The organism is Gracilimonas mengyeensis, assembly GCF_900182705.1.
GTDB classification, from domain to species: domain Bacteria; phylum Bacteroidota; class Rhodothermia; order Balneolales; family Balneolaceae; genus Gracilimonas; species Gracilimonas mengyeensis.
The window spans coordinates 56741-81515 of record NZ_FXTP01000019.1 but is presented as its reverse complement, the minus strand read 5'-3'; the positions used below and the strand labels follow the sequence as shown (position 1 = coordinate 81515).

The 24775-nt window shown below is 43.8% G+C and carries 20 protein-coding genes; 5 read left to right on the top strand and 15 right to left on the bottom strand.

Translation table 11 applies throughout. The features are described 5' to 3' along the window. The 13 genes from FN815_RS17640 to FN815_RS17580 form a co-directional block, all read right to left on the bottom strand. A partial coding sequence (locus FN815_RS17640) for a flagellin (RefSeq protein ID WP_185957368.1) occupies positions 1 to 422 on the bottom strand: 422 nt, incomplete at its 3' end. 529 nt (positions 423 to 951) lie between these two features. Further along, positions 952 to 1926 carry a flagellin N-terminal helical domain-containing protein gene (locus FN815_RS17635; RefSeq protein ID WP_142456162.1) on the bottom strand — a complete coding sequence of 325 codons (975 nt, stop codon included), beginning with the start codon at positions 1924 to 1926 and terminating at the stop codon, positions 952 to 954. 198 nt (positions 1927 to 2124) lie between these two features. Beyond that, complete coding sequence (locus tag FN815_RS17630) at positions 2125 to 3069, bottom strand: flagellin N-terminal helical domain-containing protein (protein ID WP_142456161.1); 945 nt, start codon at positions 3067 to 3069, stop codon at positions 2125 to 2127. An 851-nt stretch (positions 3070 to 3920) separates the two neighbouring features. Beyond that, entirely contained in the window at positions 3921 to 4871 is a 951-nt protein-coding gene (locus FN815_RS17625; protein WP_142456160.1) for a flagellin N-terminal helical domain-containing protein, read from the bottom strand. A gap of 322 nt (positions 4872 to 5193) precedes the next feature. Continuing rightward, positions 5194 to 5982, bottom strand: coding sequence for a hypothetical protein (locus tag FN815_RS17620; RefSeq protein WP_142456159.1), 789 nt, complete (start codon positions 5980 to 5982; stop codon positions 5194 to 5196). A gap of 329 nt (positions 5983 to 6311) precedes the next feature. Next, positions 6312 to 7001, bottom strand: coding sequence for a class I SAM-dependent methyltransferase (locus FN815_RS17615; RefSeq protein ID WP_142456158.1), 690 nt, complete (start codon positions 6999 to 7001; stop codon positions 6312 to 6314). An 85-nt stretch (positions 7002 to 7086) separates the two neighbouring features. Beyond that, on the bottom strand, positions 7087 to 7812 hold the full coding sequence (locus FN815_RS17610; protein WP_142456157.1) for an SDR family NAD(P)-dependent oxidoreductase: 726 nt from the start codon (positions 7810 to 7812) through the stop codon (positions 7087 to 7089). Then, positions 7812 to 9170 (bottom strand): AMP-binding protein, encoded by a 1359-nt coding sequence (locus tag FN815_RS17605; protein WP_142456156.1) that lies wholly within the window; start codon positions 9168 to 9170, stop codon positions 7812 to 7814. Before FN815_RS17605 ends, FN815_RS17610 begins: the two co-directional genes overlap by 1 nt. Next, positions 9157 to 9417, bottom strand: coding sequence for an acyl carrier protein (locus FN815_RS17600; protein WP_142456155.1), 261 nt, complete (start codon positions 9415 to 9417; stop codon positions 9157 to 9159). Before FN815_RS17600 ends, FN815_RS17605 begins: the two co-directional genes overlap by 14 nt. A 20-nt stretch (positions 9418 to 9437) precedes the next feature. After that, positions 9438 to 10208: a hypothetical protein gene (locus FN815_RS17595; RefSeq protein ID WP_142456154.1), complete on the bottom strand. Its 771-nt coding sequence runs from the start codon at positions 10206 to 10208 to the stop codon at positions 9438 to 9440. A 49-nt stretch (positions 10209 to 10257) separates the two neighbouring features. Next, positions 10258 to 11445: a dTDP-4-amino-4,6-dideoxygalactose transaminase gene (rffA, locus tag FN815_RS17590; RefSeq protein ID WP_142456153.1), complete on the bottom strand. Its 1188-nt coding sequence runs from the start codon at positions 11443 to 11445 to the stop codon at positions 10258 to 10260. Next, positions 11438 to 12229, bottom strand: coding sequence for a hypothetical protein (locus FN815_RS17585; protein ID WP_185957367.1), 792 nt, complete (start codon positions 12227 to 12229; stop codon positions 11438 to 11440). Before FN815_RS17585 ends, rffA begins: the two co-directional genes overlap by 8 nt. A 61-nt stretch (positions 12230 to 12290) precedes the next feature. Next, positions 12291 to 17093 (bottom strand): FkbM family methyltransferase, encoded by a 4803-nt coding sequence (locus FN815_RS17580; RefSeq protein WP_142456151.1) that lies wholly within the window; start codon positions 17091 to 17093, stop codon positions 12291 to 12293. Positions 17094 to 17672: 579 nt separating this feature from the next. On the opposite strand from FN815_RS17580, the gene FN815_RS17575 reads away from it, so the two are divergent. From FN815_RS17575 to FN815_RS17555, 5 genes are all read left to right on the top strand, one after another. After that, positions 17673 to 17993 carry a flagellar export chaperone FliS gene (locus tag FN815_RS17575; protein WP_142456150.1) on the top strand — a complete coding sequence of 107 codons (321 nt, stop codon included), beginning with the start codon at positions 17673 to 17675 and terminating at the stop codon, positions 17991 to 17993. Positions 17994 to 18017: 24 nt separating this feature from the next. Further along, the gene (fliD, locus tag FN815_RS17570) at positions 18018 to 19421 is read left to right on the top strand and encodes a flagellar filament capping protein FliD (protein WP_142456149.1); all 1404 of its coding nucleotides are present in this window, start codon (positions 18018 to 18020) and stop codon (positions 19419 to 19421) included. Positions 19422 to 19523: 102 nt separating this feature from the next. Further along, complete coding sequence (locus FN815_RS17565; protein WP_142456148.1) at positions 19524 to 19883, top strand: hypothetical protein; 360 nt, start codon at positions 19524 to 19526, stop codon at positions 19881 to 19883. Positions 19884 to 19909: 26 nt separating this feature from the next. Continuing rightward, positions 19910 to 20269, top strand: coding sequence for a hypothetical protein (locus FN815_RS17560; protein WP_142456147.1), 360 nt, complete (start codon positions 19910 to 19912; stop codon positions 20267 to 20269). Between the two features lie 144 nt (positions 20270 to 20413). After that, positions 20414 to 21838, top strand: a complete 1425-nt coding sequence (locus tag FN815_RS17555; RefSeq protein WP_142456146.1) for a sigma-54-dependent transcriptional regulator — start codon at positions 20414 to 20416, stop codon at positions 21836 to 21838. A 615-nt stretch (positions 21839 to 22453) separates the two neighbouring features. On the opposite strand, the gene FN815_RS17550 is transcribed toward FN815_RS17555, so the two are convergent. Together FN815_RS17550 and FN815_RS17545 are read right to left on the bottom strand one after the other, a co-directional pair. Further along, on the bottom strand, positions 22454 to 23809 hold the full coding sequence (locus FN815_RS17550; RefSeq protein WP_142456145.1) for a tetratricopeptide repeat protein: 1356 nt from the start codon (positions 23807 to 23809) through the stop codon (positions 22454 to 22456). Positions 23810 to 23884: 75 nt separating this feature from the next. After that, positions 23885 to 24772 carry a flagellin N-terminal helical domain-containing protein gene (locus FN815_RS17545; RefSeq protein ID WP_142456144.1) on the bottom strand — a complete coding sequence of 296 codons (888 nt, stop codon included), beginning with the start codon at positions 24770 to 24772 and terminating at the stop codon, positions 23885 to 23887. Positions 24773 to 24775 lie beyond the last annotated feature (3 nt).

The window sequence follows — 24775 nt, the reverse complement described above, 5'->3', positions numbered from 1 at the left end:
TGGGTATCCTGGAATACGGTTTGATCCGCGATCTCGTTGATGTCGCCAGCCAAAGCTGCGATCTGGTCGCCGATGTAAGCGCGCTCGTCATCACCGAGGGTGTCGTTTGCAGCCTGTGTGGCCAGACCTTTCATTTCAACCAGGTTGTCCATAACGGTACTGAAGCTGGACTCAGCAATATCCAATACAGATTTGGCATCCCCTACGTTACGCAGGGCCTGATCCAAGCCTTCTACACGGCTGTTCAATTTAGTAGCGATAGAGTAACCGGCAGCATCATCTTCGGCCTTGTTGATACGAAGACCTGTGGACATACGCAGCTGGTTGTCCGCCATATTTTTATTAATCTTGTTAAGAGATAATTGTGCATCCAGTGATTGGATGTTTGTATTCACTCTGTTTAAATCACCAAAACTTGCCATAATATTTTCCCTTTTAAATTGTGTTTTCTGTTAAGGTTTGTCAAGTTGATTCAGTTATCGCCCGGCTAATTCCGGTCTTAAATTTTTTTCTAAAATTTATTTGACACACAAAAAGATGCATTTAAATCGCCCTAAAGGTGTTTTTTAAAACACTGGCAAAAGATTTCATGAAACTCTGATTTGTTTAAAAGTAAAATACTGCAGATATATTTAGGCCTGTACAAAGTCTATCCTACCCCGTGTTCATCTGACGGCTGGCTTTACGCCCCGTACTTGCAATCCTCCAAAGAGCCTCCGATGAATGTTCTCCACTTCGATATTTTTCGTAAGAGTCGGTACTGTGGAAATTGTCAGACTGCTGATACATTATTTTCTTCCAAGACTCTTTCCCGAAGCGGTCGGACGAAGATTGAGGCCTAAAATCTTTGATCTTTCCATCTTTTAATCTTTAATCATATCCCCAACAAAAAAATCCATACCCCCTGTCGGAGGTATGGATTCTAAAACTTGCTTAGTAAAGCTGTCGGTTTTAACCGAGGAAGCCAAGTACAGATTGTGGTCCCATGTTGGCCTGAGCCAGAGCAGAAGTAGACGTCTGTTGCAGAATCTGCAGTCGTACAGACTCACTTTGCTCTTTGGCAAAATCCGCATCCATGATACGGCTGGCAGCAGAGCTGTTGGCCGAGATGGATTGAGACAAAGTCACTTCACGGGTACTCAGTGAAGACTGAGCCATTCCGATTTCATTCACACGGTCGTTCATCAGTCCAATGGCGTTATCCACCGCATTGATAAAGTTTCGAAAATCAAAAGACGTGGCATTGGATTCTACAGTCAGGCTTCCCTGATCAGTTGCAGTGGCAGCTTCTGCGGTAATCGCATGGCCAAATGCCTGCCCACCACCAGCACCGATATCAACACCAAGATCAGTATGTCCGCCATTTGAGAACAAAGCCCCAAGATTTACGGCCTGAATTGTCGCCGTCAGGGTATCAGAGGAACGCTCTCCCACCTGAAAGGACAAAGATAGTGTTCCGGTGTTCGTAGCGGTACCGCTGGCATTTATATTTCCATTCAATAGCTCGGTATCCTGGAATACCGTTTGGTCGGCGATTTCATTGATATCCGTAGCGAGGTTCTCAATTTGGTCTCCGATGTACTGCCGCTCATCACTGCCCAGAGTCTCATTAGCAGCCTGAGTGGCCAGACCCTTCATTTCAACCAGGTTATCCATTACCGAACTAAAGCTGGCTTCGGCAATATCCAATACAGATTTAGCATCTCCCACATTGGATAAAGCTTGCTCAAGCCCTGAAACCCGGCTGTTCAATTTAGTAGCGATGGAGTAACCGGCTGCATCGTCTTCGGCCTTATTAATTCTAAGGCCCGTAGACATACGCAGCTGGTTGTCTGCCATCCGCTTGTTAATTTTGTTGAGTGATAACTGTGCATCCAATGACTGGATGTTAGTATTTACCCTGTTTAAGTCGCCAAAACTTGCCATGATAATTTCCCTTTAAATTGTTTTTTTCCTAAGAGGCTTTTTTCGCCTATTAATGTTATCGCCCTCGAAATAGCCGTCTTAAGTTGCTAATGCTACTTTTTTAAAAAAGACAGATTACATTACCCTACTCTTCAAAAAGAAAAACCATGCTCCCTTTCGGAAAGCATGGTTTCTAAATTTTTATAATTTCATTAGTTCTTATTGACCAAGGAAACCGAGTACAGACTGTGGTCCCATGTTGGCCTGAGCCAGAGCAGAAGTAGAAGTCTGCTGCAGGATCTGCAGTCGTACCGATTCACTTTGCTCCTTGGCAAAGTCAGCATCCATGATACGGCTGGCAGCAGAACTGTTGGCCGAGATGGATTGAGACAAAGTCACTTCGCGGGTACTCAGTGAGGACTGAGCCATTCCGATTTGGTTTACACGGTCGCTCATGGCGGTGATTGCATTATCCACCACATCTATGAATGAACGGAAGTCAGTCGCAATCGCATCGTCACCAGAAGTTCCATCAACGTTGGAGTTGAAGACAATTGATCCCTGTGTTCCACCCTCTCCTACATTCGTGTTTAAAGACACATTGGTAACTCCACTTACATCAAATAGCTGAGCTACGCTCACAGTATCCAGTTCAGCAGTAAGTGTATCAGAAGAACGCTCACCTACCTGGAAAGTCAGACTCAGCGTTCCGCTATAAGATCCTGCATCTCCATTCAACAACATGGTATCCTGGAACACGGTTTGATCTGCAATTTCATTAATATCGTTTGCCAGGGCCGAAATCTGCTGCCCTATATATTCTCTTTCGTCAGCACCCAATGTTTCGTTGGCAGCCTGGGTAGCCAATCCCTTCATCTCTACCAGGTTATCCATTACCGTACTGAAACTGGCTTCTGCAATATCCAAAACTGACTTGGCATCACCTACATTTCGAAGTGCCTGATCCATGCCTTCCACACGGCTGTTCAATTTAGTAGCGATCGAATAGCCGGCCGCATCGTCTTCGGCACGATTAATTCGTAAACCAGTAGACATACGCAGCTGGTTGTCCGCAATATCCTTATTCAGTTTGTTGAGTGATAATTGTGCATCCAGTGACTGGATGTTTGTGTTTACTCTGTTTAAATCTCCAAAACTTGCCATGATACTATCCCTTTATAATTGTGTTATTAATTTAACTTTGTCAAGCTTGGTTGAGTTATCGTTCACGGTAAGGCTGTCTTAAAAATTTTTTGAAATTTCACGTTTCCAGATACGGAATCTTTAAAGAAAAATTTAAAAAGATCACGTATATCACTAATTTTTAATGACTTTGAATAGATAAAATTTCTTAGTGGGAAAGATTTATTAAAGCGGAAAATTTTTCTTCCTTGAAAAAAATGCCGGATTGTGCCCATAAATCGTAGCCTTAGAAATAGCAGACTTTTTTGGAATTTGGAGTTGGACCATAGTTAGCTTTGGCCCAATTGGTTTCCAGGATTGCAAATTATTCTGGCATCCGGATATCATCTGACGGCTGTCTTTACCTCCCGTGCACCGAACCCTGCAGAGAGCCGTCTGATGATTTTCTTCCGCTTCGATGTTTCTCGTGAGAGTCGATATTGAGGAAATCGTCAGACCGCTGATACGTTTTGCCCTACATGAGTTTTTCCCAGAGCGGTCGGACGAAGTGGTAGATTGATAATTTAAGATCAAAAGAATTCACAACCCCGTCATCATCTGACGGCTGGCTTTACACTCCGTACCTGCAAGCCTGCAGAGAGCCGTCTGATGAATCTTCTCCACTTCGATATTTTTTATAAGATTTGCTGCCCGAGAAATCGAGACCGCTGATACGTTTTGCCCTGCATGAGTTTTTCTCAATGCGGTCGGACGAAGAACTGGTTACAAAAGTCATCCATCATCTTTGATTACCTATATCCCCTAAACAAAAAGATCCATACCCCCTTTCGGAGATATGGATTCTAAAACTTGCTTGGTAAATTCAGCGGTTATTAACCGAGGAAACCAAGTACGGACTGTGGTCCCATGTTGGCCTGAGCCAGAGCAGAAGTAGAAGTCTGCTGCAGGATCTGCAGTCGTACAGACTCACTTTGTTCCTTGGCAAAGTCAGCATCCATGATACGGCTGGCAGCAGAGCTGTTCGCAGAAATGGATTGTGACAAAGTCACTTCACGGGTACTCAGTGAGGCTTGCGCCATACCAATTTCGTTTACACGGTCGTTCATAGAACCGATGGCTGTATCTACATCATCAATAAATGAACGGTAATCGGCAGCTGTAGCAGTAGAAGCAAATGTAAGAGTACCTTGTCCACTGGCATCAGCTACAGAAGCAGTGATAGCGCCTGTTGTGGCACCAAGCTGAGCAGTAGCAGAACCGTCAGTAAACAGCTCACCTACGTTAACAGCAGAGATGCTGGCATCGAGAGTATCAGAAGAACGCTCGCCTACCTGGAAGGTCAGGGTAATAGAACCGGTATTAGAAACCGTTCCGCCACCTGAAACACCACCATTCAACAATTCAGTATCCTGGAATACGGTTTGATCCGCAATCTCGTTGATGTCACTGGCTAAAGCTGAAATCTGGTCGCCAATATAAGCGCGCTCGTCGGCACCAAGGGTGTCGTTAGCCGCCTGCGTGGCCAGACCTTTCATTTCAACCAGGTTGTCCATAACGGTACTGAAGCTGGACTCAGCAATATCCAATACAGATTTTGCATCCCCTACGTTACGCAGAGCCTGATCCAGACCTTCAACACGACTATTCAATTTAGTGGCGATAGAGTAACCGGCAGCATCGTCTTCGGCCTTGTTGATACGAAGACCTGTGGACATACGCAGCTGGTTGTCCGCCATACTTTTATTAATCTTGTTCAGTGAAAGCTGAGCATCCAGTGACTGGATGTTCGTATTCACTCTGTTTAAATCACCAAAACTTGCCATAATAATTCACCTTCTTGGTTTGTTTGTGGTTTATCGCTTGTTGCTTAAAACTTTTATGCGTTTGGTTATGCCTGTTATCGTAGGCGAAATAGCGGACTTAAATATTTTTTTAAATTTTTTTGGGCCGTACAAAACTTCAGGCTAATAGAGGGGCTTTAGTGGTTTGTGTACTTTAGGAAGTGAAAAGGTAAAAGTGAAAGAAAGGTTAAAGGGATTGAAGGGCCGTAATTAATTTGCTTAAGGAAGATCTTGCGGATAAAAAACGTATGCAAATAACGATTGTGTGGACACGAGAAGCGACGGGAGTGATCAACTCCGTGTGTTAGTTCGTTGCCCGTTGCGCCAATTTCTTGAGAACCAGATCCAAAACATGGATCTCATATTTTTCTACCATTTCTTCATCAGGTACTTTAAAGAGGTCTCTAACAGATGGCATGCCTGTCTCAGAGTCAATGCAAAAATCATTCATAGCCTCATCCAGTTCGTTATCCAGGAAATTAATAGCATAATTTTCCTCAAGCCAGGCTATGTCTTGTTTGTGCTTTTGGTAAACTACTGCCCTGACACCCTCTTTCAGTTTTGGTTTGTTCAGGTCAGTAAACCTTATTTGTTCCAAAACTCTTAAATGTGCTTTGAAACGATTCTCATAGTTGGCATAAAGCTGAGATTGAATCTTCTCCAGCAATAACATCTGCTCAATAGAAATAGATACATTACTTTCTTTCCTTAATGGTACAAGGCTGCTGTAATCAATGCCTGCCCAATCACAGAACAGTTTACAAGAATCTACTCCCGGCTCATACTCTATCACTTCAACTTCTGCGTAGTTGCTCCATAGCTCAATAACCGGCTTAAATTGGAGCTTCCACTCATCCGGCTTCGTTAAATACGATCTTGCCTTTATTACTTGCTGCTGTACCGACCGAAAATAATTCACCGGATTTCTTAGAAACACACAGACCTTAATATCATCATAAAATGTTTCCAGAAATCTTACATAATTCTCAACATATGTCTCATTTGTAAGAAACAAGTATTCTGATGAAATAATATGGGTATCAATTGCACTACTGCTTATATCGCCGGCCAAATGCTGAAGATATTCTTCCATGCTATTCTTCAGCTTATTTCTTTCTATCGATTTAAACTGACGCGGCCAGTCCTCAAATTCAGCCCTGGTAAGCAGAAAGGAAAGGTGATGATTTGTGTGATTCCCCGGATAATGAAATCCCAAATCATTCAGCCTGTTTCTGTTATGCTGAAAAGTCTCTTGAATTGAGGTGGTACCTGTTTTAGCAGAACCTATATGCAAATAAACTTTTTTCTTCATCATACTATTTAGTGCCCGCATTCAAGTGAAGTCCGGGGAGGACTTCACTTGCTAAACAAATGCGGTAATTGCCATCTGATACTAACTTAAAACCGAACAGCTTTTAATTTCTACTCTTCAATTTTGCGAATAGCAAAACTCTGGCTTTCCGTTGGCTCAGCCGTTAAGTAGATCAGTTCCCAGTTATGCTTCACGCAAAACTCGTGCACGGCTTCAATCACCCCATACCGGTACATAGAAACCCAATTGCCCATTCGGTAATCGTGCCCGGCCATGATGCCGCCCGGCTTCATTTTAGGGGCATATAGCTCCAGCTCGTCCCGGGTAGTTTCATAGGAATGATCGGTATCAATATAAATCCAGTCAAAGTAGCCATCCTCAAACTCCTGGGCTGCTTTGGTAGACATGGTTTTGTGAATCTCTACTGCACCCTCTTCTATCTCTTCCTCAAAGTAGGATTTTACGGCTTCAAACTTCCCGTCGTGGAAACGATCGGTTCCCCACATATCAATGAGATGGAATTTTGCAGGCTTAACCTTTTTGTGAATGAGCTGGCTGAATTTACCCTCATCCACGCCAATTTCAGCAACCACGCTGTTCTTCTCCATTTTCTCAAGCATAAGATGCCGGTTCAACAGCAACTGGCAATTCTCAACGTGCTGTGGCTGTAAGGTCACTTTGGGAATCTGTGTTTCCCGCTGTTGACGCTGTTGCGTTAAATACTGGACCACCTTATCGGCAATCTGTTTTACCTGATCTTTACTTATGCGATTACTCTGCTGTACATTTTCCTGATTCATGCTATTCTGATTTTTATGGCTTATTTCTTTTCAGAAGACCGATTTATTTTTTTGTTGTGTGTTTGATTTAATTTGATGGTTCAGATCAAGCCGTACTGCCTGCATCCAATGTTATAGTTGTTCCTGTGATTGATTTGGCATTTTCCGATAGTAAGTAGCATACCATTCCGGCTACCTCTTCTACATTTATTAATCTCTTAAGGGCACTTCTTCGAACAATACGATCCAGGTTTTCGCCACCAAGACCTTCCGTCATTCTTGTTTCCATGAAACCAGGTGCCACGGCATTAACCGTGATATTCGCTTTGCCTAATTCCCTGGCTAAGGATTTGGTGAACCCAATTAAAGAAGCTTTAGAAGCAGCATATACCGATAATCCATTATATCCGGTTTGAGAAATAATGGAGCTTACATTTACAATGCGACCCGTTCTCCGCTTCAGCATTGCCCGGCTAATGTATTTTGTAAGTATGATTGGCGACTCGATATTCAATTTGATAACCTTTGCAATGTCTTTCTCATGCATGGTAGCTAAGATGCCATCCAAGCCAACCGCTGCATTATTGACCAACCCGTATATATACTTGAACTCTTTCTTTAGGCTCTTCACGAGTTCATAAATCTTATCAGTTTCTGCCAAATCAAAAGACCGGAAATGAAATCTCTCCCCAAATTCATTTTGCAGGCTTTTAAACTCTTCCGGCTCCGATCGGCCAATTCCTACCACCTGATACTCATTTTCCAACAATTGCCGGGAAATCTCTAAACCCAATCCTTTGGTTGCTCCGGTTACAATGACGGTCTTTTCCATTAGTTCCTCGAAATTTTTCCTGATGCATTGAGATCAAAATCACTAACAACCTTGAAGAAAGCAGGCCTTTTAAAACTCTCAATATTCGCAGAGCAATAAGACTTTAGTTCCTTTTTCAGGATTTTCTGGTCCTGACTGGCTGAATTCGGTATCACATCTGCAGAAACCAGGTTTCCCATTATTGGATTGGCTTTGCCATATACTTTCACGCCTTTCAAAAGACCAGATTTTAACAACAGGTTTTCTACTTCTTCGGGCATCACCTTATTTCCACCTACATTTATGGAACCGGATCTTCTGCCCAAAAACACATAACGGTCACTCTTTTCTTCTACCAAATCACCGGTATCAATAAATCCATCGGCATCTACGTCAATATCCGTACTTATGAATTTCTGGTTAGCTGTATGAGGTTTTATCCGTAAGGTCCCGTCCTGTTCGATTTTTAGTTCTGCGCCTTCCACTCCATCCCGAACAAAAGCAGCGGGAAAACCTTCGAGATGATCACGCACAGCAAACCCAACACCAGCCTCTGTGGAGGCATAAATGTGAGTAATTCTGGCTTCAGGATATTTTTTGGATAATGCATTAAGAATCTGCTGGTCTGCAATTTCTCCCCCCAAAGTGATCACTTTTAAATTCAGATCACTCTCATGGTTCACCATCAGTAACTTTCTCCAAAAAGTAGGAGTGGCAGAAATAGCGTTGCAGTGGTTGGTTGCAAAAAAATCAGCTTTCTCAGAAAACGAAGCCTCCGGAGAAGCCACCAATAAAGTGGAACCAGACAACAAGGATTGCAGCATAATCTGTATTCCCGCAAACCGGCTGATTGAGTAGCTTAGCCCCCACCGGATATCCCGGCCAACTTCCCTGTTAAATTTCGTGGTTCTTGTTAGGCTTTTCAGGTTATGAGCTACAAGTTTGGGTGTACCGGAAGTTCCTGAAGTGGGAATAATCCAATCTGTTCTGCCTCCCTTTGTATCTGAAAGCTTAAGGGTTTCAGAACTTGCAGGAATCTTGTTTACTTCCAGTTCTTCACCCACCAGGGTAGCTTCAGCCTCAATGCCGCATTGGCCAAAAAATTCTTCTTTTTGATCGGTTTGCATATCGTTGGGCAACAGCAGAATTGACGATGCTGTCCCATCCAATAAAAGTAACAGGTGTATTAATTCAGCATCGGTACCACTTATCGCTACGGCTTTTCCACGGAGTTTCAGAAGAACGTGTTCGCTTCCGGTTCTTATCCGCAAAAAATCGCTATGATATAAAGCCTCCCCGGCTGTAACTACCAGCGGCCGTTCACTTTCAGCAACGATATGATCCCAAAAATTTGTCAAAGCCCGATCAATTCTTCTCATCTTTATAGGTTTCGTACAATTCGACGAACTCTCCAAAAGTGGTGGGATAAATGGGCTCGTCCATCATCACAAAAGGATCGTACCCAAGCTCCTCTTCCAACTCGGCAACCAAGGTTGCGAAACCCAGTGAATCCAATCCGCTTTCAAGCAAAACAGTATCGTTTGCTAATTCCTCAACCTGTAGTTCCGCATCGGTATAAGACAAAACTTCATTGTAGGTGCTGATTATGTGATTTCTAATATCCATCGTGTTTTACTTCCAATTTTTTATTTATGAATAAGGTGTTTGTGATAATCCGATTTCGTGCTTGTGACATTAAACCCAAGCGTGATGTACAAGGAAAGAATGCCTTTATTTGCTGCCGAAAGACTCGTTTTTATCGCTTTAATTCCTAAGGACTTGAACTGCTCCAGCACTCCTCCAAAAAAGAAGGGAGCATACATCCCGTATCCCGGTAAACTTCCACCCAAAAGCATATGTGCCTCACTACCCTCTTTTGTGTAGAATAGATAAGAGGTAATATTCTTCTTTTTATCCCGGTGAAATAGCACCGGAGTATCGCTTTCAAGTAATTGCCGGGCCCAGTTGCTCATCCTCTTGTCTGCATCTTTCCTGTTGATAAATGGATCTTCATGAAACCGGGAGAAATTGTACATCTTGCCTGATTGCTCAATGATGTGCTCTTCGTCTCCCTCTCTAAATGTTTGCTGTAGTTCCAACTCACGACCTTTCACCAGTTTGGGGAGCTCATTGGTTGCAAGCTTGTTTTTTCGAACACTCAAGGCTGTTTCACACTGAAAAAAACCATCTGCCAGCAGCACTTTTTTTAGAAACTGATCGGAGGCGTCGAACCGCCCATACAGCAAACCTATTTCCTGTGTATCCTGAAACTGCTGAAGAAGCTTTCCTCCCTTTTCCTCGGTACTACAGTTTAGATCAAGAATTTCAACGGTATTCAAACCGAAAACCTTTTCGTCCCAGGGCGTTGGCCGCCATGTTAAAGTCCCTAAAGTTGAATCTTCAAAAATTTGGCTCATATCTGTTCGATTATCTATTGCCTTTTACTCTCATTTTTGGTGAAGATTTTCAAGCCGACTGAAGAAAGTATTTGTCGGATATTTTCTCTTCTACAAATCGCTTAATACTTCTGATAATGTAATTTTGCTGTGCATCGGTTAAATCATAGTACAGCGGCAACCGAAGCAGACGGTCTGAATATCTATCAGACATGGGCAGGTCTCTACCATCATGTTTGTCTGCAAAGAAATCGGATTTATGCAATGACAGGTAGTGAAATACGGCAAGGATCTTCTTTTCCTTCAGATAACTAAGCAGTTCCGTTCTCTGCTCATAACTCTCCGTCACCAGGTAAAACATGTGTGCATTATTGGTGGAATAAGCCGGGACAAAGGGACTCTGAATATTCAGCTCCGAAACTCTTTCACTTAAAGCTCCATTATAACGCTGCCAAATCAGTTTCCTTCGGCTTTGAATCTTCTCTATATTTTCGAGCTGGGCAAAAAGGAATGCGGACGTCAGCTCAGAAGGCAAAAAGGATGATCCGATATCTTTCCAGCCATACTTGTCTACTTCTCCACGGAAAAAAGCCGACCGATTGGTTCCCTTCTCCCAAATGATTTCGGCCCGGCTTCTCAGTTCTTCATCATTCACCACCAGCATTCCGCCTTCACCGGCAATAATATTCTTGGTTTCGTGGAATGAAAAGCATCCCAAATGACCAATAGAACCAAGAGGTTTCCGGGTGCCATCAGGAAAAGTGTAATAGCTTTCAATGGCCTGTGCTGCATCTTCAATTACGTACAAATCATGCTTATCAGCGATGTCTAAAATCTTTTGCATATCGCAGCTTATGCCGGCATAGTGAACCACTACAATAGCTTTTGTTTTTGGGGTGATGAGCTCTTCAATCAAATCTTCATCCATCCCCGGGTGGTCTTCCCTTGAGTCCACAAACCGAATATTTGCCCCTCTCAGGATGAAGGCATTGGCAGTAGAAACAAAAGTATAAGCAGGCATAATCACTTCATCACCAGGCTGAATATCTACCAGAATGGCCGACATCTCCAGTGCATCGGTGCAGGAAGTGGTAAGCAGTGTTTTAGAAAAATTGTACCGTTCCTGGAAAAAGGCATGACATTTTTTGGTAAAATCACCGTTACCGGAGATTTTGCCAAACATCACCGCATCTTCAATGTATTCGGTTTCTTTTCCTGTTAAAAAGGGCTTGTTGAAGGGAATTTGCTGATTACTCATAAGGCGTGAATTTTCCTTTTTCGGGTAATAAAAACTTCATGAAGTTTATCTCATCCAAGCTTCTTTTCTTGGTGTATGTCCGGCTATCTACATCGAAATAGCTGATGTCATCCTCAAAATTGAAGGCAGAAGTACTTTCAACAATTTTGATCTTATCCTCTGATACTCCCGCTTGCTCCATGTATTCGGTCAGCTTCTTTCGCTTTTCCTCATTGCTCACCTCATTAAACTGAAACCCAATTTTATCGGATATGGATTTTGCCGGGGTGCCCGCATAAATGTGGTTCTCCTCCATATTTTTGGTAACCACAGAACCAACCATCGCCATGGATTTATCGGCCGCCGTAATGGGAGAAACAATACAATGCCCCACAAACCAAACATCATGGCCTACGGTGAGGGAGTTTTCACTTAGAAAGCGGCATCCCTCCAGCGTGTCTCCATACTTGATGTGCGACCATAGCTGTGATGAAGCTCCAATGCCACAATTATTCCCAATGGTCACTCCGCCAATGCTGTCAATGATGCACATTTGCCCAATCCAGGCATTGTGACCGATGGTACAGGGCTTGTAGCCATGCACCGTGGTGTTGTGATGGATCTTGGAGTAATCGCCAAGCGTGAAGTCATCACAAATGATTTGCACATTTTTGCCGAGGTAACAATTATCCCCGATTACTACCCGCTTGGCGGCTCCACTAATACCTCTGATAATCACAGAGTCCTCAATGATGGTGCCTTCACCGATCTCGAGGTTTTCTACTTGTATATTTTCCTTTTTCATTTTAATCACTCTTTTCATTATCAAAATGCCGTTTCAAGCATTTCCAAAATTGTTGATTGAGTTATTTTGCTATGACTTCACAGGCTTTAAGCAATTCTTCCATTCGTGTATTCAAGCCAAAACTCTTCTCAATGATTTCTCGGGTTTTCCCGATCGAATCCATATTTGAATGGCTCATTTCCTTGAGGCTTTGGGTTTTGGTAAATGCTTCGAATGTCGTTGGTTCTAAACCGGGCTCCGTTAAGTACAGCCAACCCGGATTGGTTTCCTCTTTCCCGTGAATCGAGATTTTCTCTTTCAGGATGGTTTTTTTACCCAGATAGAGTGACATGAGGATATTCCCCATGGCTTGCTGCCGGTCGTGTGCGGCAATAAATATCTCGGAGGAAGCAATGAAGTTCAGGTACTCATCAGGAGATATAAACTTCTCATAAAACTGAACTTGTCCCTTTAAGCCATATTTAGAGATGTGCTCTTCAATCAGCGACTTATACTCCGGTGAAAAGTTGTAGGCTACCGGTAGAACGATTTGGTAGTCACCAATATCCTTTTTCTTTGATAATTCCTTCAGGATTTGTATATGGTTATTGGAGGCATCACCTGAGTTACCAACCACAATTCTTTTCTCTGATTGAGTGGGCAGATCTTCCCCTACTTTGCCATAAAGTCCCGGGTATGGATACGCAAAATCGAATCCTTCAACCTTATGATAGTACTTGCTAAATAGCTCCCTGTCTCCTTTCACTGAGGTGTGGATGCTGTTTATCAGCTTCGCAGGCAGGCTTTCTAATTCATTGTTCTTAACAGGATTGTACAAATCCCCGCCCCAGATCACCCAGCCAATGTGCTTGCTATCTCCAATAGCTTTAATCAGCTTCTTTTGCCAGTCAAAAAAGATGCCGTGGAACATCACCATGTCCACTTCATCCTTCAGGCATACATCTAAAATGCTCTGCATATCCTTCTTAAAGTTGAATATGATTGAAGCGGGATTGTTATCAATAGCTACCGAGTAATCGGCGATGGCGCGGTGCCCCTCAATAAACAATCCATGCTTTTGGTGAGAGTGACGGTTGGCATGCTCAATTAAATCAGAAAGACTTTGAGCATACACGTGGTTGAAACACACATGCACCACATTGGCTTGAGGCTTCTTAGTAACTTTCACCCCATTTGTGGAACCATTTACATGCGCCACCACAGGTTGATTCGGATCCTTGGTTTTGAAATCATTCAATCGGGATAATACTTCCGGGTTGCCCTCCAGAACCTCCAGTAACTTTTGCTCCTGTGGACCGCTTACATAGGTCGTCAAATCTTTTATCAGGATCCAGGCTTCAACGGTACGGACCATCAGCCATTTACTGAGTTCTGTTTTAACAGAAGTTTCATCCTGCTCAGGAACCGGTAACAAAAAGGGTAAGTCCACATTCATATTTTCCTGGCCCAGCTTGGTGTTTTGGATCAGCTTCTGCATCACCTCTACCGCCTGACCTCTTTTGCCTAAAGCGCTCAATACTCGCACCAACGTAAATACTACGGAAGTGCTGTTGGCGCCCTGGTTATACAAGTTGATAAGAATCTGTGCCGCATTCAGCTGAAACGAGGCTTTCTGGCTGCGGGGCTGTGATAGATCCGAATTTGTGGCATCTATTTTTTCTGCTTCAAGCAAATAGTTCAGTGCCGTCAGGTAATGAGCCACCTCAGGAGAGTTATTGTGATTCGACCACTGCTCCATGAGCGCTTCGGTCCATGGAAGTTTGCTTAGCTCTGTTTTCCAAAGAGTGCTTTCCACATCGAAGGGTGTCACTGAACCGTCATATAGCCAGCCTTCAAGTTTAAAATCATTTACCTTCTCTTCCTTAATAGCTATTAGGTTTTGCATGTAAGGATCAAAACCTGCATCTGGTTCGTGATCAGCTAATACTCCTGCTCCGGGAATATATTCGTACAACTTATAGCCTTTCGAAGTCAGTGCTTCAGAAATAGACTTGGCATTGCCTTCTGCAATAGAAACCAACAGCACCGGGGCTTGTTGTTCAAGCAGCGACGAAGCCCCTTCGATTACACCAGCTTCAAGGCCATTCACATCAATTTTCAGGAAGTCAATGGTTGGCTCTCCCTCAAACTGCCACCAGTTATCCAAAGTAGTTGTGGCTACTTCTTCTTTTCCATCATCATCCAATCGGTTTAACTCTGGAGTTTCAGCTGTTTTCCAGGCTGAATTACCCGCCTCACTGGAAATGGCTTTCCCGACAATTTCCAGGTTCTCAAAGCCATTTTCCTGTTTACTCAGCTCCAAATGTTTCTTTGCAGTGGAACCCGGCTCAAATGAAAATACCTTCCCTTCGTCACCCACTAATTTTGCGGCCGGCAGTGCATAGGCTCCAAAACCTGCTCCAACATCCACGAAATTCATTCCGGCTTTCAGGTAATCCCGGATGAAATTCAGCTCATTCTCATACCACTGATTTTGCTCCAGCAGTACATATGGCGTCATCATTTGCCGGTCTTTAGGCGTGCAGATGGTTACACCGTCTTTAGTTCCAATCTTATAGCATGCTGTTTCTTTAGGCTTCTGCCCTGCTGTTCCATTTACTGAACCATTTTCAGAACTTCCATTGGAGTAAACAGGATCTCCTCCCAGGGCCTCGGCAATACCTTGTTGTATGAAGTCGGATTCAACTTCATCCACCTGCTCAAAAACATCCTTCTGTATGGTAATCTTTGAAATTTCTTCATCGCTAAGTGCAGGTACCTCGATATGATCCTGCCATTCACCTTCCGGCAGATTGTTCTCATATCCCTTCACCCGTTGCTTCCACATACTTCTAAAAGCTTCAGAAAGGTGAGCTCCAAAACGCTTGCCATCACACACCGGCGACTGGGCAATTTTCTCTCGGAGTCCGGCTCTGATTTCGGCCAGCTTCTCTTTATCTGAAGCCAACTCAACAGCCTTACCGATATACTCATCCCAATCTTCGGCTATCCACTCAGGCAAGCCTACATTATGCAAATGTGTGGTTGAGTGACGGCCTGCAAACGTTGGTCCCGGCGTAGTTATGACCGGAGTGCCCATCCAGAGCGCCTCACAGGTTGTAAGACCTCCGGAATAGGGCCATGGGTCAAGGGCTATATCCACCTGGTTGTAGCAATTCAACAACTCATGGTGCTTTGATTGTCCATCAAAAATCAATCGGTCTTCGCTGATTTCGAAGCGCTCCATTGTTTCAATAATACGCTCTCTCAAAGCCGTGGTATCATATTGCTTACTCTTCAGGAAAAGCTTGCTGTTCGGCACTTGCTTCATAATGGTCGCCCACTTCTCCAAAATAACATCATTTACTTTGGTGGGGTTATTGAAACAGCCAAAAGTGATGTGTCCTTTTTCTTTGGCCGGCAAACCAGCTACATCGGGAGCATACTCTGGTGGCAAGAAACAGATATAATCATCCGGCATGCGTACCAGTTTCTCGGTATAAAATTCTTCTTCGCCTTCAGGAGTCTCTTGATGGTCGGTTATCAGGTAATCCACCGATTCCAAACCTGTGGTGTTAAACAACCCCCCTACCCATTTTACCATCACCGGGGCAGGTTCTTTCACAACCGTCTTAAGACGAGTGTCCGCAGCATGACCGGATAGCTCCACCAGGATATCAATTTCATCATCCCGAATCATACAGGCTATGACTTCATCGCTGTAGCCAATAACGGATTGCCATCTGTCGGAAGCCTCATGGATGCGTTTGGTGATACGATCAAACCGGTTGTGCGTGGTATAGCAATAGACCTCAAACTGATCTCTGGGCAAATTCTCCAGCGCACTGATAATCATCCATCCCACCGGGTGGGTTCTGAAACCGCCGGACAAAAAACCTACACGCAGTTTTTTACCTTCTCGCTTATCGTAAGGCACCGGGCGTGCCGGACGTTCTTCGGGGGCAAAATTTTGATCCCATAGCATGTGAGCATCATAAATCTCCTGCTTGGTACGCTCCGGGTTGTAATGCACGCTCATCAGGTAATTGGAAAGCGCCTCAAATTCGGATGGGGCGTCCTCAAAAGCTTTCAAATAGTTTGATTCCGATTCTTCAAAGTTCCCCAGCTCCTGCATGCATAAGGCATAATTAATACGCACACCGGCCAACTTTGGAAACCGCTCCATCAGTTGTTCATAGAGCTCAATGGCCTTGTCATAATTACCTTTATACTTGAACAATTCAGCCAGCGATACTTTAGCCGGCACATTGCTGGGATTGATGGAAAGCACCTCGTAAATAGTATCTTCCGCTTCATCGTACTTGCTCTGTTTTATAAGAATATCAGCCTTGGCCAGGTAAGCTGTGAGGTATTCTTTGTCTATCTTCAGGGTGATGTTGAAGAGTTCAACAGCCTTATCTAATACGCCCTGATCGGCATAAATTTCTCCAATTCTGTAAGCAACCCCAGCACTGGTGGGGTCAATCTGGTTGGCTTTTTGAAAGCAGGAAAGTGCCTCATCCAGCCGAGCCTGTGCCCGATACAACGATCCCAGGTGCAGCCATCCCTTGAAAAACTTTGGGTTTTTCTTCAGCGCCTTGTTGGCATATAGCTCGGCCTGATCGTAATCAGCCATATTAAAGTAACAAATGGAAATGGCGTGATAGGTTTCAGGCTCATCACTGCCCTGCTTAACCGCTTCCTGCAAAAAAGATAACGCCATGGCATAATCACCTTTTTGCACCATAGCTATCCCTGAAAAGTGAAAAGCCGGCCAAGGGGCATTTTTCTTATTCACTAAAGGCTGAAGCAATTTCATGGCCTCATCCGTTTTGGGCTTCTTTAAGTTTAGCAGTGCCTGGGCTTTCGCAAGTTGTGCTTTCAAAATCTTGGTTTTTTTATTCGCTGTATTTTTGAGGTCACAGCTGATAATTATTCTCAGCGGTGCTTTCTGTACAAGCGCACGATGCTTGTGTGCCTCAATTTTGCAAATAGGGTGCCATTAGGTCTTGTTATTTACCCGAACCCCTCAATAAGCCCCGTAAACGCCTAATGACTCTGAAACGCTGCTTTTTCGCCTTTCAGCTAGTTATGCAAGCAACTGCAAAACTTTCCCGGTGAGGCAATTTTTTCCGCAGGCCTGCCTTTCTTCCTCCTCTTATTATCCCACTGGTATCCACACTTTGGGATGAAGGCTAAAAACTCCCTTTACAGACCATATATCCTCTTTTTGCAGAGCTTAGGATGCTATTTTTCAGTATTTAAGATTTGCTATATGTTTGTCGATAATCCCATGGCACACTAATTGCACCTGCCGGGGTGTATGATGATCTGCAGATTATGTGAGTTGTCGACTATCATATTGCCCGCAAGTGGTGCTTGAATTAAAAACTGCTGCGTGCAAAAGTCGGCTGACTCCGTAATCATGCACCAGTAAAAAATGTATTAACGTAATTTTCAAACTATGGAGAATCCACAACTGGCATATCAGAAACAATCAGTTATGAATGTACCACCGCTCAAACTGGTGGTAAAACTGTATGATCTTGCCATTCAGGCTTCTTATCGCGAAGACAGCGAAAAAATGCGTGATATTCTTTCAACACTGATTAAAGGTCTTAATTTCGATTTTGAGCCGGCCGATCAGCTTTTTGAATTATATCGCTATTGCCAGGAATTGGCTCGCCAGAAAAAGTTCGAAGAATTCAGAGAGCTTTTAGAACCCATTCGTGATACCTGGGAGGAAGTATCTAACCGTGCTCCTTCTGAAAACGCCCCTAACTAACTACTAATTTAGTTCACAACCGCTATGAGTACCATTCAAAGCTTATTCAGACAAAGCAACCCATACGAGCAATTTGTGGTTCAACTTGTTGAGCTTGAAAGCCAAACCAAATATCGGCTTGAGCTTCAAAAAGAAACTCAATCCGAACAAAAGAAGGCTTTGGGAGATGTAACTAAGTCTATTTCTTCTTTTATCTCTAAGCTGGATGAATTTCAGAATCCGGCCAATAAAATGTTTCAGGAACTCACTACCTCTTCTTCGGATGAGGATGTGGTTCGGGTGAACTCCGCTTCCGGTATTGATCGTACTTCCAACTTCAATATCGACGTAGAACGCATTGCCAAACGGGATACTCAGTTATCTCAAGTGGTAACGGGCGCAAATACCGATTTGGCTGCTTTTGGCAATGGCAGCATAGATATTACCATCGGCGGTAAAACCGAAACCATTACCGTTGACACTCAGAAAGACGACGGCACAGGCACCATGGTCGATAAGACCAACGAAGAAATTATGGATTCCTTCGCCGAAGCCTTTAAAGTTGCTTTTGAGAATGAAGCACAGGCCAGCGTTTTCTCTACTAATGGTACGGATGTACAGCTTTCACTGGCCAGTTTTGAAACCGGAACAGCCAACAAGATTGAAATTAGTGGCGCCACCGGTGTATTGGCAGAAATAAGCAGCGGACTTACCCGTTTGACTCCTGAAACAGAACTTGATGCCCGCTTTACCGTTGACGGCGTTACTTTTGAACGCAGCAGTAATACCGTAGATGACGCTATTGAAGGCTTGGATTTCACCTTATTAAAAGGCGGGAACTCAAACGCAACTATGTCGGTACAAAAGGATCTGGAAGCCTCTAAAGGCAACATCCAGGAATTTATTGATACCTATAACGAAATGAACCGGGTTATTCGCAGCCGTACTTTTATTGACGGAGAAACCGGAAATAAAGGTCCCCTGCAGGGAGTCCGGTCTATACGCAACCTGATGGTGAACATGCGACTCGCGGGTATTCAACCCGATGGCGGTGCTGCCGCAGGTACGATCGATAGTTTTTCTGACTTCGGGATTACTTTCGAGAACAACGGAGCGATGAAGATTGACGATGAAGATAAGCTGATGGAGGCGCTGAACGAGCGTCCAGACGAAATAGCAGCTTTGTTTAATTCCGAAACTTCAGCAGTTGGCCAAATGAAGACTATGGCAGAATCGTACACCAAATCAGGTGGGATGCTTTCTGCAGTTGAAAATGGCATTGATCAAAAGATAGACCGCCTGGATCGCCGTATAGCGTCAGAAGAACGCTATTTACAAGATTACGAAGAGCGTCAGCGCGAGCAGTTTAACAAGCTGCAACAGATTATTGCAAATGGAGAACAGCAGTTTCAATCTGTAATGAATTTCCGAATGAACCAGGGTTACTAATCCCCCGGTTTATTAAAAAATTCCAATTTAAGTATTTAACCACTCAGCCGATAAAGCTGATAGAGACCGGTGAATTTAACACCAGCGAGGAAGTAAATCCTAATGAGCCCAATTCACACATTAATTAGCAAAATTAATAACAGCAGCAATAAGATTTTGGAGGAATTGGATAATGAGGAACCATCGTTTTCAGTTATAGAAAATGAATTGAACTTGAAAGGTATTTATGTTCAAAAACTAACTGAATACGAGAACCAGTATCCTGCCTCCTCTTTCGAGAAGAATGAGTTAGATGAACTAAATCATAAGTTTGATTTATTCACACGACTAAACGAGAATATTCAGAAGAAAGCGAAACAGTTGTTACACCTTCAACAAGAGAAGCTGGCAATGGCAACAAAGCATCGCGAAGCAGAGGATCAATACAATATTTCAAAGAATCCTAACATTTCATACTTTTGAATCTGAAATCACAAAGGGATAACGACATGGACATCAACAAGCTAAACAACCACATTAACGGCCACGTAAATGGCACTGCTGCATCTGATAGTACCGAACGCAGCAACCAGGCTGAAGCCATTGGCAAAGCCAGGGAAACATCCGATAAGGTTTCGTTGACCAACCCTTCTAATGCTAAGAAAAGCGAAGAGTTGTTTGCAAAAATTGAACTCGAGAAACTGAATCAGTCTTCTTTTGATAAGCTGAAAGGTTACAAAGCCAAGTTGCAGGAATACGAAGCCGCTAAAGAACAATCCCCCGAAGCTGCTGCTCAAACTGAGATCGGTAAAATGCTTAACGATTCTGATGTTTGGGGCAAAATAGCTCAAAATATTATTGAGAAATAGTCTTCCATTTTGTTCTTTGTGGATATATTTTTATATAACTTAAAGAGAGTTCTTAACTCTCTTTTTTTATTTACGTCATATCCATGCCCCTCTCACTCCATTTGCGGTACGTGCAGGCAGGCTTAAACACTGATCAAAATATGTATGAAGAGATCGATATTAGTTGTTGACGACGACGAGTTGTTGTTGGATTTCATGAAAGAGATTCTTGATTCCGAAGGCTTTAATGTTTCTGCTTTTGATAATCCCGCTAAAGCCATGGAGTCTCTCAAAGACAAGCCAGTTGATCTGGTGATTACCGATGTTAAAATGAACGAGATGACCGGGGATGAAGTGCTGAAGCATGTAAAAGAGCAGTACCCTGAAATTGGCGTCATCATGATTACGGGCTTTGGGAATATCAACCACGCAGTCCGGGCTTTGCACAAGGGAGCGTTTGACTACATTACCAAACCGTTTAAAGGCAAAGAAATCCTGTACCGGGTAAACCGCTATTTTGATGAAGATGCCAACATCACCACGCCCTCCCGTAAAGCCGAAGCCCCGGCTGACGCTAAAGCTGCCAAGAAAGCTTCCTCTGCCAAAGATAATAAAGTAAGTCCCGTTAAAGATGCCAGTGGCGAACCGGGTTCAGAGTTTATCGGGAATGATCCCCAGATAAAGAAACTGATGCGCATCGTGCCACAAATTGCCAAGAATATGGCCCCTGTTTTGATACAGGGAGAAAGCGGAACCGGAAAAGAGGTTTTTGCTCATGAGATTCATAAATACAGTAATCGCTCGGAAGGACCTTACATCAAAATAAACTGTGCAAACCTTCCGTCAGAATTGGTTGAAAGCACCCTGTTTGGGCACATGAAGGGCGCATTCACCGGAGCCATCTCTGACCGTGAGGGAGCTTTTGACGCGGCCCAGGGCGGAACCTTATTGCTGGATGAGATCACAGAAATTGAAATAAATGTGCAGGCCAAATTGCTTCGCGTGCTGCAGGAAAATGAATTCTACCGCGTAGGTAGTCAAAAGCCTATTAAAGCGGATGTACGGATCCTGGCTACCTCTAACCGTAACATCTCAAAAGCAATAGCGGAAAACCAATTCCGTGAAGATCTTTACTACCGTTTAAATGTATTTCCGGTAGAAATCCCCCCCCTTCGTCATCGTAAGAGTGACATCCCACTGCTGGCCAATTATTTTGCCGACTACTATAGCAAACGCTACAACATGGAGCGCAAAGAGATTTCGGAAGAGCTCATGGAATCACTGGTTAGCCGCGACTGGCGTGGTAATGTCCGCGAGCTGAACAACCAGATTCACCGCGGGGTGATACTGGCCCAGGATGCCGACGAAATAACCACCGAGCATATCGACAATGCCATGTTTTCCAATGTGGATGAAAACCTCAGTGAAGAAGTGCTAAATAATGCCGACCTGCCTCTAATGTCAATTGAGGAAATGGAGCTCAAGCTGATCAAAAAAGCACTGGATCATACCCAGGGAAATCAAAAAGAAGCAGCAAAGCTTTTGGGTATCTCCGACCGGACCATCCGCAACAAGCTGAAAGAAGAGTAATTGAGTGCTGAGTGCTGAGTGCTGAGTGCTGAGTGCTGAGTGCTGAGTGCTGATAATTAATTGAGGTATCTTTGGAGAGAAAGGCAAGGTTACCAGATTTCTAATTAACGTGAGTTCGAGATAAGAATGATACAAAAATAGGCTGGTCATCGCGAGGAGCCCATTAGCGTACATAAGATATTATGTCTACCGACGAAGCGATCTCCCTAATAACGCTCAGAGGCATTATCCAGGAGATTGCCACGGTATTTGCTCCCTTTCGGTCGCTGAATACCTCGCAATGACGGGTTTTTATCTCGAACTCATATTAATTAAAAAAAGAGTAAAGTGAACGCGAGGGCAACTTCAATAACCCACAACGCTCACTATTCTTTTGGGGTCTCCGTTGTTAAACAGAAACAGCAAAAGCACTCTCTTTGTCTGTAAACTTTCTATAAAACGATCATTTTGACAAATACCAGCGCCGGAATAATAGCTATTGTTAAGCTGATTTAAAAATTGGATTTAGCGCTAGCATTTTATCATTCCAAAAAGCCATAACCTACGTTTAACACGCGGGTTATGGACTTTTTTCCTCACCAACCATACATGAAGTTCTAAAACAAATGAAGACGTTTATGCTACTTTGGCAGCAAGCCTTCGAGCTTGTTCCAGCCGGTTTGTTTTCATGGAAACAACAATCAGCCGGCGTCTGAATTCGTCTTCATCGGGGTGTTCATCGAATAATTCGTTATAGATATTGTAGACGAACTCATACCACTCATTTTTCATAAAAAGCGACATGAAGTCGTTTAAATCCTCTTTGCCTTCCTGATCAAGCTGATCCGGATACCGGCCTTCAAACAAACGAGTAAAGTAGAACTCTGATTTACTTTTGTCATGCAAATCAATGCAAAGCACCAGGAGTTTTTTCACAAACGACGGATCTACATCCCCATTCTTAATCTTGAAAAATTCATTCAGATATTCAGAGGCACGTTCCCGCTGATCCGACTTCAAAGCCAGGTCTGCCAGGTTAATCAAGGTTTCTTCTTCGCTCAGCTTCACATCAAAGCTGGACCGGGTGTGCAGTTCCAGCGACTCGTGATACCGGCTGAGAGCCTCAAAAGCTTTATCCCACTGCTGCTTAAGCTGATAAATTCGATACTCGATCAAGTTCGGGATATTCTGTAGTGATTCTGCCTGCAGCGATTGCTCCGTCAGGCTCAAGGCATTGGCCCATTTAAAGCGCTCAGCCATGCAGCTGGCCAAACCGTTTACAGCTGCCAGTCGATCGAAAGGCAGCAGCTTTTTGGCCTTCAACAGCTGACGATATTGGGCGGCTGCATAGTTGTACTTGCCTTCTTTAAAATACCGGTGGCCTTCAACCAAATAGGTTTGAGGCGCATAGCTGGCTATGGAGAACTCTACGTTTGGATCTACGTTCTCAAACAGTTGTGACGACCGGTCTAATTGTACCGGCGTATTTAAAAGCTCAATACCGTTACTGGTGATATAATGGGTACAATCCGGCAGGTTTCTTCCCTGAAAAACCGCTTCGCCGGTATTATATACCAAACGAATCTGATAAAATTGGTTCACTCGCTCGCCTTCTTCCCGGTTGATGAGCGCGGGTGCCCATAACTTCTCGTTCAGTACTTCAGGCTGTGGAAAATCCGTAAATTTTATCTCTTCATCATCTTCAATAAACAGTACCCACTCTTTGTCAGTGGTCTTTAGCTGGTTATTCCAGATTTCTGCACGAGATGATTCGGGGTGATACTGTTTCCATTGTACATCTTCCGGAAGTTCCTCAGGAGTTCCGGCCGGTGCCAATACAGACACCTTATGAAAGATATCGGAAAGGTTACGTACCCGGTTCATGTTCAGATACTTCATATCGGAGATAAAAAGTACCAGCTCTGCCCAGGGTATCACTTTATTACTTACTTCTGTTTCCGAAGTGGCGATGGCTTGATCTGTCATATTCATTAATTGAAATTATTTTTTGGAAAACACAGGCTCAGACTGATACTTCTGCTACCTGTCCAATAGTAAACCTGGAGATTACAAGTAATCCAGCAAGGTGTTACTAAACATTGTGGTATGAACAGCCATAGCTGATTCATAAGCTACCTGGTTACGCTGCATGTCGGAAAAAGCCTGGGCATAATCCGTATCCACCAAACCACTGATATCCGCTTCCTGTGAAATTTTAGAAGATTCGTACTGCTCAAACATGTACTCCATACGATTGATATTATTCCCTAATTGGGAAGTCTTATCCGTTACATGTTCAATAACATCCTGTACGTCGGTGAGCAACTGGTTAAGGGCAGCACCGTCATTGTTAATCAGGGCCTGTTCAATATCACCCAATATCGTAAACATATCGCCGGCAGGCGTTGTGGTCAGTTCTTGGCCTGTAACACTAAACTTGATAGATACACCGTCCCCAGCTTTAATTACCGGCGGGTTAGCATTACTATTATTGGTAACATTTCCGGCACCGTCAACTTCAAAAGGTGCCTGATCACTGTTAGTACCGGCAAAGAGATATCGGTCGCCATAGGTCAGGTTCAGGGCATTGGCAAGGGTTACTTTAATCCCTTTTACCTGGTCGGCCATACTCACCCGGTTTTCTTCTCCATAGGAATCTGAGGCACCTTTTACCGTTGTTTCCTTAATCTCAATCAGGCTATCAATCATTTTGTCGAGGGTATCCTGCGCCAGTCTTCCCTGCCGCAAGCCACTGTCCAAATTGCTCTGATATTGTTCTTCCTTACGGATGTTTTCTTCCAGGATGCGGGACCGCTGGAATGGAACCGGTGCCTGGGATGCCACCCGAACCGAGCGGCCACTGGAAAGGTCTGACTGGATCCTTCCAGCTTCGCTGCGGTTCTTATTAACATCACGCATAAAATTGCCAAAAAGCAGTTTCTGTGTAACTCTCATGGT